Origin of the sequence: Saccharothrix sp. ALI-22-I, assembly GCF_001984175.1 — a bacterium.
Lineage (GTDB): Bacteria > Actinomycetota > Actinomycetes > Mycobacteriales > Pseudonocardiaceae > Actinosynnema.
Genome location: NZ_MTQP01000015.1, coordinates 1 through 12,636, shown reverse-complemented (window position 1 = coordinate 12,636; position 12,636 = coordinate 1). Strand labels below are relative to the sequence as shown.

General features: G+C 68.5%; 11 protein-coding genes and 2 pseudogenes. 7 read left to right on the top strand and 6 right to left on the bottom strand.

Translation table 11 applies throughout. From position 1 onward, the window contains the following. A partial coding sequence (locus ALI22I_RS00505; protein WP_179118027.1) for a transposase domain-containing protein occupies positions 1-428 on the bottom strand: 428 nt, incomplete at its 3' end. 542 nt (positions 429-970) lie between these two features. Then, positions 971-3,811, bottom strand: coding sequence for an AfsR/SARP family transcriptional regulator (locus tag ALI22I_RS00500; protein ID WP_338013448.1), 2,841 nt, complete (start codon positions 3,809-3,811; stop codon positions 971-973). Positions 3,812-4,018: 207 nt separating this feature from the next. On the opposite strand from ALI22I_RS00500, the gene ALI22I_RS00495 reads away from it, so the two are divergent. Continuing rightward, a complete protein-coding gene (locus tag ALI22I_RS00495; protein ID WP_143531839.1) occupies positions 4,019-4,444 on the top strand; it encodes a hypothetical protein in 426 nt (141 codons plus the stop codon). Positions 4,445-5,335: 891 nt separating this feature from the next. On the opposite strand, the gene ALI22I_RS00490 is transcribed toward ALI22I_RS00495, so the two are convergent. Together ALI22I_RS00490 and ALI22I_RS00485 are read right to left on the bottom strand one after the other, a co-directional pair. Then, positions 5,336-5,641, bottom strand: coding sequence for a hypothetical protein (locus ALI22I_RS00490; RefSeq protein ID WP_202970498.1), 306 nt, complete (start codon positions 5,639-5,641; stop codon positions 5,336-5,338). 10 nt (positions 5,642-5,651) lie between these two features. Then, positions 5,652-5,870 (bottom strand): annotated as a pseudogene (locus ALI22I_RS00485) (IS110 family transposase); the annotation flags it as partial. Between the two features lie 52 nt (positions 5,871-5,922). On the opposite strand from ALI22I_RS00485, the gene ALI22I_RS00480 reads away from it, so the two are divergent. The 6 genes from ALI22I_RS00480 to ALI22I_RS00455 all read left to right on the top strand — a co-directional run bounded on the left by ALI22I_RS00480 (position 5,923) and on the right by ALI22I_RS00455 (position 11,808). After that, a complete protein-coding gene (locus ALI22I_RS00480) occupies positions 5,923-7,089 on the top strand; it encodes a glycosyltransferase (RefSeq protein ID WP_179118026.1) in 1,167 nt (388 codons plus the stop codon). Beyond that, entirely contained in the window at positions 7,086-8,330 is a 1,245-nt protein-coding gene (locus ALI22I_RS00475) for a hypothetical protein (protein ID WP_143531838.1), read from the top strand. The genes ALI22I_RS00480 and ALI22I_RS00475 overlap by 4 nt, the downstream gene beginning before the upstream one ends. Beyond that, the gene (locus tag ALI22I_RS00470) at positions 8,312-9,115 is read left to right on the top strand and encodes an SDR family NAD(P)-dependent oxidoreductase (protein ID WP_077003614.1); all 804 of its coding nucleotides are present in this window, start codon (positions 8,312-8,314) and stop codon (positions 9,113-9,115) included. The genes ALI22I_RS00475 and ALI22I_RS00470 overlap by 19 nt, the downstream gene beginning before the upstream one ends. A gap of 42 nt (positions 9,116-9,157) precedes the next feature. Further along, positions 9,158-10,033: a dihydrodipicolinate synthase family protein gene (locus ALI22I_RS00465; protein WP_077003613.1), complete on the top strand. Its 876-nt coding sequence runs from the start codon at positions 9,158-9,160 to the stop codon at positions 10,031-10,033. 69 nt (positions 10,034-10,102) lie between these two features. After that, positions 10,103-11,149 (top strand): N-acetylneuraminate synthase family protein, encoded by a 1,047-nt coding sequence (locus tag ALI22I_RS00460; protein WP_077003612.1) that lies wholly within the window; start codon positions 10,103-10,105, stop codon positions 11,147-11,149. Next, on the top strand, positions 11,146-11,808 hold the full coding sequence (locus ALI22I_RS00455; RefSeq protein WP_077003611.1) for an HAD family hydrolase: 663 nt from the start codon (positions 11,146-11,148) through the stop codon (positions 11,806-11,808). The genes ALI22I_RS00460 and ALI22I_RS00455 overlap by 4 nt, the downstream gene beginning before the upstream one ends. A 352-nt stretch (positions 11,809-12,160) precedes the next feature. Here ALI22I_RS00455 and ALI22I_RS48320 read toward each other — a convergent pair. Together ALI22I_RS48320 and ALI22I_RS00450 are read right to left on the bottom strand one after the other, a co-directional pair. Further along, a pseudogene (locus ALI22I_RS48320) lies at positions 12,161-12,229 on the bottom strand (helix-turn-helix domain-containing protein); the annotation flags it as partial. A gap of 57 nt (positions 12,230-12,286) precedes the next feature. Continuing rightward, positions 12,287-12,636, bottom strand: a 350-nt coding sequence (locus tag ALI22I_RS00450) for a Scr1 family TA system antitoxin-like transcriptional regulator (protein WP_238597985.1), incomplete at its 5' end; no start/stop codon positions are given.

The following is a 12,636-nucleotide window of genomic DNA, read 5'->3' as shown; positions in this document are numbered from 1 at the left end:
GAGCTGCACCCGTCGAAGGCGACGGTCCGCCAGCGCCGATAACACACACCCGGCGTCCTGGGCTGCGCCAGCGGACCCGCCACGATCTCGAACACCGCCTTCAGCGGCGCCGGCCCGAGTCGACGACGCAACTCGCGCAATGCCCTCTCACTGGGCCGCGGACGCGCGCCCAGCCCGGCGGTCAGCTTGTCCCAGACCCGCAGGTATCCCAGCGAGGGGAACAATGCCAGGGCCAACACGAAGTACACCCCGACACGGGAGGGCAGGCACCACAGCCGCCGCTGAACGGTCCGGGTTTCCTCCACGACGGCGTCGACGAGTTCGACGGGCAGGTGACGGGTCAGGTCACCCAAGTGACCGGGAGCGAAGACACCCTCGGCATCGCCGCCGCCCGGCCCGGATACAGGGACGGCACACTGATCGCGCAACAGGACCTCTCACCAGCAGGATGATCTTGGAAGATCCCTGCTTCTACCCGAGACCCTGTTGCTCCATCGCCACGACACGCCCGATCTACTCCTTGACAGTCCCACTTACCGCCCTAACTACGCGGCCTTGAGCCAAGGCCCCGGTAGGTGGTTTGAAGCCTCCTCCCGCAAGGCGACTCCGGAGGTCCAGACACTCCTCTATCTGCTCGTACAGCACCGGAACCCAAGCTCACCGAGCCCAGCCTCCGTTCATGTTCACAAGGTCTTCAGCCAACGCAGCTTGAGGTGGTTTGAAGCCTCCCCCCGCAGGGCGGCTCCGAAGGGCCAGACCTTCATCTCCTGCACAGCACCGCGTCCAGCAAGGTCACCTACCTACGTCGACCTCACCTTCCGCGCTCGTGGCGCACTTAAAAGACAAGCTCAGGACCCACGCCAGCCAATAGCCGACAACGTCACACCCATTCACCGGCACCCGTCCTGAGTCGAACCCAACCGACCGGAGCGTCGGAACGTTCGTCCAGGCCGGTGAACCGGATCACGGCTCAGGCATTGTCCCGATCGGCCTCGGTGGCCTTGTCGAAGTCGTCGAGCTGCCGCTGGACGCGTGCGGCGTCGATGCCGCGGCCCTGCTGCCTGTACAGCTCGAGGGCTTCCCGCCACGCCGCGCGGGCCTGCTCGTGTTGGCCGAGGGCGGCGTGGGGGTAGCCGAGGCGGTCGAGCGTGTCGGCGGCCTGGGTGGTGTTGCCGAGGGTGCGGCGCAGGGTGAGGGCCTGCCGGTAGTGGCGGATGGCTTGGTGGTGGTGGCCGGTGTGGTGGTCGATGTAGCCCAGGCTGTCCAGGGTGGTCGCCTCGCCGTCGGGGTCGTGATGGCGGCGGTGCAGGGTGAGGGCGGCCTGGCAGCGTTCGCGGGCGGTGTCGTAGTCGCCCAGGCTGGCGGCCAACCAGCCCACCGCGTTGAGCGCGTGGGCTTCCCACACCGGCTGGTCGAGGGTGCGGTAGAGGTCCAGGGCGTGGCGGGCGTGCTCCAGTGCCCGCCGGTCGTCCCCTCGCCGCTCCCATGCCTGCGCGAGGGTGTAGTGGGTGTGGGCCTGCTGGGTGGGGTCGTGGTGGTGTTCGGCCAGGGCAAGGGCTTGGTGCAGGTGTCCGGTGGCCTGCTCGTGCCGCCCCAGCGCGGCGTGGGCGCGGCCGAGGCGCCGGTGGGCGCCGGTGCGGGTGGCGGGGTCGGGCAGGTGTTCGACGGCGTCTGCGGCGGCCTGCCACACGGCCAACTCGTCGTGGCGGTGCCCGCGCCGCTGGTGGAAGGTGTGCAGGGTCCAGGCCAGGTGCCACACGGTCTGGTGAAGGTGGTGGGCGGCGGCGGTGTGCTGGGCGGACAGCAGGTGGGGGTGGTGGGTGTCCAGCCAGGCCAGCGCGGCCGGGTGGTCGGGCAGCGGGTGTGGGTGGGTGCCGGGGGCGGGTGGGTCGAGCCGGGTCGGCGCGCGGTGGGGGTCCAGGAGGCGGGCGGCGGTGTGGACGGTGTGCAGGTAGAAGTCCACCACCCGCTCCAGCGCCGCCCGCCGCACCGGTTCGGGGAGGTCGTCGCGGGCGGTGGTGGCGGCGTAGGCGCGGACCAGGTCGTGCATCGCGTAGCGGCCGCCCGCGCGCCGGTCCAGCAGCGAGTGGTCCTCCAGGGCGCGCAGGGCCTTGCGTGTCTGTGCCTCGGGCAGGCCGGTGAGGGAGGCGGCGGCGGGCAGGTCGATGTCGGGGCCGGGGGCGATGCCCAGCAGGGCGAATACGGTGCGTTGTTCGGCGGTCAGGCCGCGCAGGGACCAGGACAGGACGGCGGGCAGGCTCACGGCCGGGTCGTCGTTGTCGAACATGTCCAGCCCCAGTTCGCGCAGTTCGGCGGTGAACTCGGCCAGCGGGACGTGTGGGCGGGTGGAGGCGTAGCGGGCCACGATCGACAACGCCAGCGGGTAGCGGCCGCACAGGTCGATCAGTTCCCCGGCGGCGACGGGTTCGGCGGCCACCCGCCCGTCTCCGATGCGCCCTACCAGCAGCGCGTGTGCCTCTTCGCGGGCGAGGATGCCCAGTTGCAGGTGGCGGGCCCCATGGCGGTCGATCAGTAACGCCAACATCGTACGGCCGGTGATCAGGACCGTGCACGTGGACGTGCCGGGCAGCAGGGGCGAGACCTGCTCGGCGGTGGCGGCGTTGTCCAACACCACGAGCATCCGTTTCCCGGCGACCAGGCTCCGGTACAACGCCGCCTGCGCGTCCAGGTCGGTCGGCAGGCGGCCGGGATCGACGCCCAGCGCGTCGAGGAAACCGCGCACCGCCACAGCCGGGTTCATCGGCTCGCCATCGGGGCTGAAGCCGCGCAGGTCCACGAACAGCTGCCCGTCGGGGAAGCGGTCGGCGTAGTGGTGGGCCCAGTGCAGGGCAAGCCAGGTCTTGCCGATTCCGCCTGCGCCGGCGATGGCGGAGATGAACACCGTGGAGGCGTCGCCTTGCGCGGCGTCCAGGCGTTCCAGCTCGTCGTGGCGGCCGACGAACGGCGCCGGTGCCGCCGGTAGTTGGCGGGGCGGCGGGACCTGGCCGGTTGCCCGTTCGGGTGCGGGATCGGTGTCCGGGAGGGTGAGGGCGGGATCGGCGGTGAGGATGCGCTGGTGCAGTCGTTGTAGTGCCGGGCCGGGGTCGGTGCCGAGTTCGTCCGCCAGCCGCTGCCGGATGTGCTGATAGCGCTCCAGGGCGTCGGCCGGGCGGCCTGTGCGGTACAGCGCCAGCATCACCTGCCCGGCCAGGCGTTCGTCCAACGGGTTCTCGGCGGCCCGTGTGGTCAGCTCGGGCAGCAGGTCGCCGTGCCGGCCGCACTCCAGTGCCCAGTCGATCCGGTCGGCCCGGGCTGCCTCCCGTTCACGGTGCAGGTGCTCGCGCACCGACCGCGCCCACGGGGTGTCCAGCTCGGCCAGCGGCTCGCCCCGCCACAAAGCCAGCGCCTCGTCGACCAGCGCCAAGGTCTGACGCGGGTCGCCGGTGTCGCGGGCTTCCGCGAGCAGTCGCCGGAATCGGTGCAGGTCCACACTGTCCGGGTCGGCGGTCAACCAGTAGCCGGTGTCACGCCAGGTGATCGCGATCCCGGTCGGGGCCAGCGCCCGGCGCAGGTTGGACACGTAGGTCCGCAGCACCGACCGCGCCCGGACAGGCGTGTGCTCGCCCCAGACACTGTCGATCAGCCGATCCGGCGTTACCACCCGGTTGACCTCGGTCAACAGCACCACCAGCACGGCCTTCTGCCGGACGTGCCCGACCGGCACCGGCATGTCGCCCACGCGGACTTCCAGGTTGCCCAGCACGCTGACCGCCACATCCGGTGGTGTGCCCTGCTCGTTCTCCCCCGTCACTGCTTCTGTGTACCGAACGTGATCAGGCGATTCAACGCAGATTGGGCGGATTCTGAACCCCATGTCGCGACAGTGGGTGCACGGCCAGCCCGAGCCGGGGCGGTCGAAGGTCGCGAACCGCGACCGGCGAACAACGTCGGCGGTGCTCGACAGCGGGAATGACGGCCGCCGAGCACCCGTGACACCACCGGATCGGAAGGATCTGTCGTGGCAAAACTCTTGCGAACACTGATGAGCCTGGCATTCGTCCTGGGGGCGGCTGCTGTCGTCGTCCCCGGTACGGCGACAGCAGCGGACACCGCCTACAACACCAAGACGCAGTACCTGGCGGGCACCCCCAACAGCGGCATGGCCGATTCCTGCGTCAGCCGCAGCATCTATCTGGCTGCTGGTTACTACGACTGGGGCCACCGCATGGGCACGGGCAGCAGCGTCGGACGCGCCAACCTCTACCTCGGGGCCGACTGGTACACCTGGGCCGACTGTCTGGACCCGGGAGACGGTATCTACGGGCACGGAACGACGTTGAAGGCGGTCAACCACGACTGGCCCCGGGTCGAAATCAGCCGGACCTGGCGCCTGTCCAGGTCCGGCACCTACACGTGGGGTTCGTTCCTCGACCCACGCTTCTAGGACCGGGCACCCCGAACCAGTCGAGCCGGCGCCGTGGCCGCACGCCGAACGATCACCCGCAACAGTGTGGGCACGTCACGCCGGCCCACGTGACGCGGCTCGCAGCCAGCCGTCAGCAGCTCGGCTGCGAGCCGCGAACCCGGTTCACGACGCTCTTGGGGCCGGCGCGGCTTTCTCGACAGCCCGACTCCCGACTCGACGGCCCCGCCACGTTGCCGCTCAGCCGGTGTGGCGGTGTGCAGTTCGCAGCCCGGCCGCGGACGAACTTGGATTGCCGATAAACGCCATGGCCTGTGGAAGTCGGCCTAGTCGGATGACCGTTCCACCCAGGCAAGATCGTTTCCACGTACGGCGTCGACCACCGCTCGACGGTCTGCCAACCCCCTGCGCCAACCGTGCCCGGTGGCAGGAATACGGATCAAAGCCCAGCACACGGAGAGACACCGGAGACCATTGATCATCCGTGACGACGGACTGGCAACGGACGCAGAAGAGATCACCACGTTCACGCTGGTGTCGGTCGATGGTTCCACGGAACTGTCCATAAGGTTGCCGGGCGCGTTCGTCGACGATCTTCGTGAGCACCTGGCAGCAGGGGGGGTTTCGCGTCCCGCACGGCGCTGCCCGCTCGGCACTGGCCGAGATCATCGTGGCCACGGCCGAGAACCCCGCCGCGTGGACGGCCGTCGGGGGAACGGTCGTGGCGTTCCTCCGCAGGCACCGGGGGAAGGTGCACCGCTTCGAGATCGAGGGCGAATCGGTGTCCATCGAGGGGTATTCGTCCAAAGAAGCGGAGCGGCTGGCAGCGGAACTCGCCAAGTCGGGCCGCAAGCGCCACGACGACCCGGGACCGGGGGTGTCCCTATGGTTCTTGTCAACCCAGGAATTCGGTCAGGTCTGCTCGGTGAGCCGCTGGGTGAGGTCGTCCAGGCAGGTGCTGAGGTCCTGTGGGCTTGTCAGGTCGTAGTGGGCTTGGTCGATGAGCCCGGTCGAGAAGCTCCCGGTCATGAGTTCAGCCTCGCCGCTGGTCCACACGATGAGCTGGCCGGCCAGATCGCCGGTTTCGCAGTCGACGCAGGCGGCGGTTTTGTCCCGCTCGGGGCCGATCGTCAGCTGCCACCGGATCGCCGCGCGTTCCCATTGGGGCGCATACGCGCACACGGCCGCAGCGAACTGGGTGAGGTCGAGCTCGATCACGCTGGTGATGCTATGCGGCTGCGGTGGTCTCCGGCGCCCGATGGAAGGTCTTGGTGCGGAGCATGGCGAACAGGACGTCGCAGCGGCGCCGGGCCAGACAGATGAGCGCGGCGTTGTGCTTCTTCCCCTCAGCTCTCTTCCGGCCGTAGTAGGCCCTGCTGGTGGGGTCGTGCAGGGCGGCGAACGAGGCCAGGAAGAACGCGCGTTTGAGCTTGCGGTTGCCGGTGCGGTCGAAACGAGTCGGAGGATTCATGTCATCACTGTTTCCACGCGATGTACACATGCTCGCGTCGGCGGTCACTGATTCGATCGTGGTATGGACAGACAGTGGCTCTCGCGATGCGGCGGTAATATTCTGGCACTGGTCACGTGAGTGGTTGTCGCCCGTGGTGCAGGCGATCCATGACATTCCCGACGAGCAAGTGCAGAAAAATTTGGCCAGTTTGTTGTCGAACCCTGGTTGTCCTTCGGGCTACCACGGTCTGCGCAACGCCTTGGTCGAACTCGCGGACAGGTCGCCCGGCGCTACCCGTGAGCTCTTCCGGCTCGCGTGGAGGGCGGAATCGAATTCCCGCATTGGGTATCACCTGGGTGAGCGCTACCAGTCGGACCAGGCCGACCTGCTCCTGGCCGACCTGTCGGCACGACCGCGCCCCCTGGGGAGCGCGGCGGACGACGCGCCCGTCCTCATCGTGGTGCCGTTCCGCGACGCCACCGGGACCGAACACCGCGTACGAAACGCGGTCGCCTGCCTGCGGGCACTGACCGACCAGTCCTTCCCCAGGGAGCACTACGCGATCACGGTCGTCGAATCCGACCGGGAGGCCCGCTGGCAGGGCGTCCTGGAACCGCTCTGCGACAACTACATCTTCGCTCGCGACGCAGGCCCCTTCAACAAGTCGTGGGCGACCAACGTCGGTGTCAGGAACACCCGAGGGCAGCACGAAGTCATCTGCGTCATGGATGCCGACGTGCTGGCGGACCGGCACTTCCTCAGCCGGAACGTCGCGAGGTTCATGGAGCGTGGCGTCCAGAGCTTCCTGCCGTATCGCGAGATGTTCTGCCTGGATCCGCCCTCCACGTCCGCGGCCATCGGGGAGCGCTTGTTCGGTGCCGCGGAAAGCCCGTCGGAGAGTCGGCTCAGGGGATTCCTCATCCGCCGCCCTCCCGGGCTCTGCTTCTGGATCAGGAAGACCGCGTTCGACCGGGTGGCGGGGATGGACGAGCGCTACGCCGGGTGGGGCGGTGAGGACACCGACTTCGCGCTGCGGGTGAGCGTCAAAGCCCCGTTGGACCGGTGGAACGACCGACTCATCCACCTCCACCACCCACCGTCCTCCGCTTACGTGAACGGCCGGACGGTCAACCACCACATCCCGCCGATGAGCTGGCCGGCCCACTCGGACATCGGACGAGTGGACCGCTTCGAAGCGGGAGGCGTTCGTTGAGCGGTACGGACAGCCGCGTGATGCGGGGCGCCGCGCTCGGGCACTGGTCGGCCATGCGACCGCACACGTCCGTCGGGCTGCTGCTCAACTCCGCGTTCGTCGGCATCTCCACCGTGGCGCTGCCGCTGGCCCTCGCCGAACGCGGCACGGGGAAGGCGGGGATCGCCGCGTTCTTCGTCGTGGCCGCGGTCGGGTCTGCGGTGCTCAATCTGAGCATCGGACGCAGGCTGTTGGCCCGTGGTTCGCCCAGGTGGGGAATCGCGCTCTGCGCCGCAGCAGCCGCTGTCGGGATGTCGATGATGTGCGTACCACTACCTCCTCAGCTCACCTATCCGATCGCCTTGGCGATCGCGTGCAACACCGTCAACTACCCCCAGTACATGGCGATCGCCGCGGAACACGCGGAATCCGCTTCCCGGATAGGCGCTGCGAGAGTGATCTGTGTACTCGGGTACCTGGCGGGCTTGGGCCTGTTCTCGGTCGCCACCCAAGCGCGGGACGCCACCGGAATTTCCGGGTTGCCGCTGTACGCCGCGGTCGTCGTAGCCGTTGCGAGTGCACTGTGCGCGTGGCTGCCCCGTGAAGCGCGTCCAACGCGTCCGCCGGGGGGCGGGGGCAGCGCCCGTTCGAACCGGCGTCGCAGCGGCGTGGTGGTGCTCGTGTGCTTCGCGGCCGCACTCCTGCTGCTGCGCTCGGTGGACAGCCTCCGGCAGGTGTACCTGCCGCTGTACGGGTACTCGCTCCACCTGGCGCCGTCCACCATCTCCGCCTTTTTTGCTCTGACCGCCGTAGTCGAGATCCTGGTCCTGGTCCCTGTCGGGATCGTCGCCGATCGCCTGGGCAACCAACGTTCCTTCCTGGTTCTGTCCGTACTGGGAGGGGTGTCGTTCCTCCCCCTCGTCGCCGAGCTCAACCTGCCGTGGCTGTTCCTCTCCCAGGCGTTGTACGCGCTGTTCATCGCCGGGTTCCAGAGCATCGGAATCGTGCTCATGGGAGAGGTGCTCGGCAGCGGCGCCGGTGGTGGGGCCCTCTCCTACGTCGTGTTGGCGCAGGCGGGGACGACGCTGGGGGTCGTCATGCCGATATTCGCACCGGGCTACACGGGGAGTGTCTTCACGGCCGCCGTGATCTGCTGCCTGATCTCCGCGGCGCTCCTCCTGCTCGGCATTCGCCGAGACCGTCGGGTCGGTGGCGAGGAAAGGCGTTCTGTCGGAGGTGCGGCATGCCCACAGTCCTGTTGACCGGCGCCACTGCCGGGTTGGGGCGTTACCTGGCGACCCGGTTGCACGCGCTGGGCTGGACGGTCGTCCTGCACGGCCGCGACCAGCGGAAGCTCGAAGCAGTGCGCTCCCACCTCTCAGGCCAGGGGACGCCGATACGGCTGTGCAGGGCCGATCTCGCATCCCTGTCCGAGGTCCGCTCCCTTGCGCAGCGCGTGCTCGACGAGGTGCCGGAGCTGGACGTCCTGGTCAACAACGCAGCAGTCGGCTACGGCCCTCCAGACGAGCCGCGGCAGGTCAGCCAGGACGGGCACGAGCTGCGGTTCGCCGTCAACTACCTCGCTCCGATGCTGCTGTCCGCGTTGCTGGCGCCGAAGCTCGCCGAACGCGGACACGCGCGGATCGTCAACGTGGGATCCACGAATCAGGGTCCCTTCGACACGCGCGACCTGCCGCTGCGCAACGGCTACAGCGGCGCGGTCGCCTACCGCAGGTCCAAGCTCGCCCTCACGGCGGGCACGTTCGACATGGCGGCCACGACGAGGGCAACGGGTGTCGACGTGAACTGTGTCCACCCGGCCAGCCGGATGGACACGGCCATGGTCCGGCAGAGCGGGACAGCGGCCGAATCGACGGTGCAGGAGGGTGCGGAGCCGGTGCTCCGGCTCATCACCGATCCGGCCATGGCAGGCACGACTGGCCTCTTCTTCGACGGGTTCACCACAGCCCGCGCCCACCAGGGCGCCTACGACGACCGCTTCCGCGCGTGGTTGCGAGTTGTCACCGCACGGCTGCTGGCCCCGTGACACCAGCTCAACCCGCAATTCACTGATTCCGGAGGAGTGCAGATGGAGCTCGACATCACAGGCGCGAACACCCTGCTCGTCACACCGTTCACATCATCAGGCGAACTGGATCTCGAATCATTGGCGGCGCTGGTGGAGTCCGTCCTCGCCGGCGGGGTTCACGGGGTGATCGCCCTCGGTAGCGCAGGGGAGTTCTTCACCCTGGACGACGATGAACGGCTTCAAGTGATCGCCCGCGTGGTGGAGATTGTGCGGGGGCGGGTTCCGGTCACCGTCGGCATCGGCGCGGACAGCACCGCACGAGCCGCCGCGCTGGGGCGGCACGCCCAGTCGATGGGCGCGGATTGTGTTCTGGCTCTGCCGCCCCTCTACTTCGACCAGTCGGACAGGGCCCAACTGGTCCACTTCACCGCGATCGCCCGTTCGGTCGAGCTGCCGGTGATGCTCTACGACGGGGCGGGCGGCGTCGTGGTGAGCCCCGCCGTCATCGCCCGCGTCGCCGCGTCCGCGCCGAACGTGCGCTACGTCAAGGTGGCGACGCCCGAGCCGGAGCGTACTGCCGAGATAATCGAGGCAGCCCCCTCCGTGGCGCCGCTGGCAGGGGACGACACCTTGCTGTTGGCCGCTCTGCGGAACGGTGCCCGAGGTAGCGCGACCGCCATCGGCAACATCAAGCCGGGCGTGATCGCAGACCTCCACGCGGCGCACGACGCCGGGAACGTGCACCGCAGCCGCGTCCGCTACGCGGAGCTGGCCCCCGCGGTGATGGCCGTGTCGGCACCCAAGGTCGAGTTCATCGCCCGCCTGAAGGCAGTCCTCCACGGGACCGGGGTGATCAAGAGCGAGGCGGTCCGCTCGCCGTTGCACGGCCTCAGCGGGCAGGCCCGTGAGGAACTCCTCGACGTGGTCGGCGGCTGAGCTAGCCCGCTTTCGCCGAGGGACCGGTTATGAGCACAGCAACTCCGAGAAGGCAGAGGTGCGAGGAAGATGCGAAAGCTGCAGATCGGCCGTCACGAGGTGGGTGACGACACCGGGGCGTACGTGATCGCCGAGATCGGTCACAACCACGGGGGGAGCTTACTGCGAGCGGAAGAGATGTTCCGGCAGGCGGCAGCAGCAGGTGCGCATGCCGTGAAGCTCCAGAAGCGCGAGAACGAGACCTTGTACACGAAGGAGATGTACAACCGCCCCTACCACGGGCCTAACAGTTACGGACGTACCTATGGGGAGCACCGCCGGGCATTGGAGTTCGGTGCCGTCGAGTACGCGCACCTGGTGCAGGTGGCCAAGGAGTTGGACATCGACTTCTTCTGCACGGCGTTCGACGCACCCAGCGTCGACTTCGTCGTCGACATGGGGCTCCCGGCCATAAAGATCGCCTCCGGCGACCTCACCAACACGCCGCTGCTGGAGTACGCGGCCAAAACCGGAAAGCCGGTCATCATGAGCACAGGGGGTGGTGACCGCGACGACGTGCGCAGGGCGTGCGACGTGGTGCTCTCGCGGACCCCTCAGCTGGCGCTGCTCCAGTGCACCGCCGTGTACCCCGCCTCGCCCGGCGACCTGAACCTGGCCGTGATCAGCGCCTACCGGGACGAGTACCCGGACGTGGTCGTCGGTTTCTCCGGCCACGACCTCGGCCCGGAGCTGAGCTGGGTCGCCTACGCCATGGGGGCGCGAGTCATCGAGAAGCACTTCACCCTCGACAAGAACCAGCCCGGGAGTGACCACCACTTCTCGCTCGACCCCGCGGAACTCACGACGCTGGTTCGCGGCCTGGAACGCACCCACCAGGCGATCGGCTCCCCGGTGAAGCGCAGGACGGCCAACGAGGCCCCGGCCGTGGCGAAGATGGGCAAGATGCTCGTCGCGGCACGTGACCTGCCTCGTGGTCACGTGCTGACCCCGGACGACATCACCTGCAAATCCCCGGGGAACGGCTTGCCCCCATACCTGCTGAACGAGCTCCTGGGCAGGAGGACCACCGCCGCGATGAGGGAGGACGACCCCTTCGACACCACCTGCCTCGCATGAGCGGCCGGGCCATCCTGTTCGACTTCGACGGCCTGATCTGTGACACCGAACACGCCGCTTTCACGTCCTGGAGCAGGTTCTACGCCGAGTTCGGCCACGCCTTTCCGGTAGAGCTGTGGCGGCGGATGGCGGGATCTCCCGTGGGAGAGGAACTAGCGGTGGCCGACCTGTCGGCCCGAACCGGTCGGCCGCTGGACGAATCCCTGCGGGAACGCCGAAGACGGCTGAAGCACGAGTTGGCCCAGGCCGAACCGCTGCGCCCCGGAGTCCTGGACTTCCTGACCCGGGCCTCGGCGCAGGGCTTGGCGTGCGCCGTCGTTTCGAGTTCTCACCGCAGATGGGTCGAGCTCCACTTGCATCGGCTCGGAGTCCGACACCACTTCGACCTGGTCGTCACCGGTGACATGGTGACGGCGCCCAAGCCCGCGCCCGACGTCTACCGCCTCGCGCTCGAGCTGATGGACTTGACCGCCCACGACACGATCGCCCTGGAGGACTCCCCGGTGGGCGTCGAATCGGCCGTCCAGGCAGGCTTGGCGGTCGTGATGGTGGTCAACCCCCACTCCTCGGGTGATGGTTCCGGTGCGGTCGCGGTACTGGATTCGCTGGAAGAAGTGGACCCTCACGACCTGTTGCAGCAGTGGGCTCCGCCCTTGTAGGCGCGGGCGATCAGCTCTGCCGGGACGCGGTCCACCTCGGCGTTCCGGTGGCCGGTATCGACCACGGGGGGTGGAAATCGTCACTCGGAACCGTTGACCGAGGGTAACGGCGCAACAGCCCCGCCTGGACGGGTCGGTTCCCCCTTGCCGGAGCACGACCACCATGGGCAGGGCTGTTGCGCCGCCACTCCGACGACCGGCTTGGACCGCGACCGGATCCGGGAGTCGGTCGATCGTGACGGCTGTCGCGAGTTCAACTCCTGTGCTGCGCCATCTCTGGCACGGCGGCTACTGACCACGCTGGGCCTCGCGCGTTCCTCCTCGGAGCTGAACAGAAGAACTTGACAGGGAACTTCAGGTCAGCGGCCAGCTTGTCCCGCGTGGCGCCGGTGATGCGGGCGCCCTTCTTCAGATCGGCCATGCTCGTGAGGTCCTTCCCGTGCTGATTGGTGTTCGTGCTGTCGGTTCGGTGGTCAGATCACGTAAGGCGACCGAGCGGCCGCCAGCCGAGCTTGCGGTGGTCCCTGGAGATCTGCTCCAGCAGGTCCTCCAGCGCGTCGCCGCGCACCGCCAGCCGTTCGAGCCTGCCGAACAGCGCCAGGTACTCGCGCACGTCGTGCGGGTCGGTGATGGTCGCGTTGCCGGTCAGCACGCTCAACGTCACCACACGCTCGTCGTAGACCTGGAACCCGTGCAAGGCCACCAGGTTCGCGTCCGCCGTCCACGGCACCACGCCGAGCTGCACATTGGGTCTTCGCATGATCTGCGTGAGGTGGTCGATCTGCTCGCACATCAGGTCGGCCGACCCCATGCGCCAGCGCAACGCGC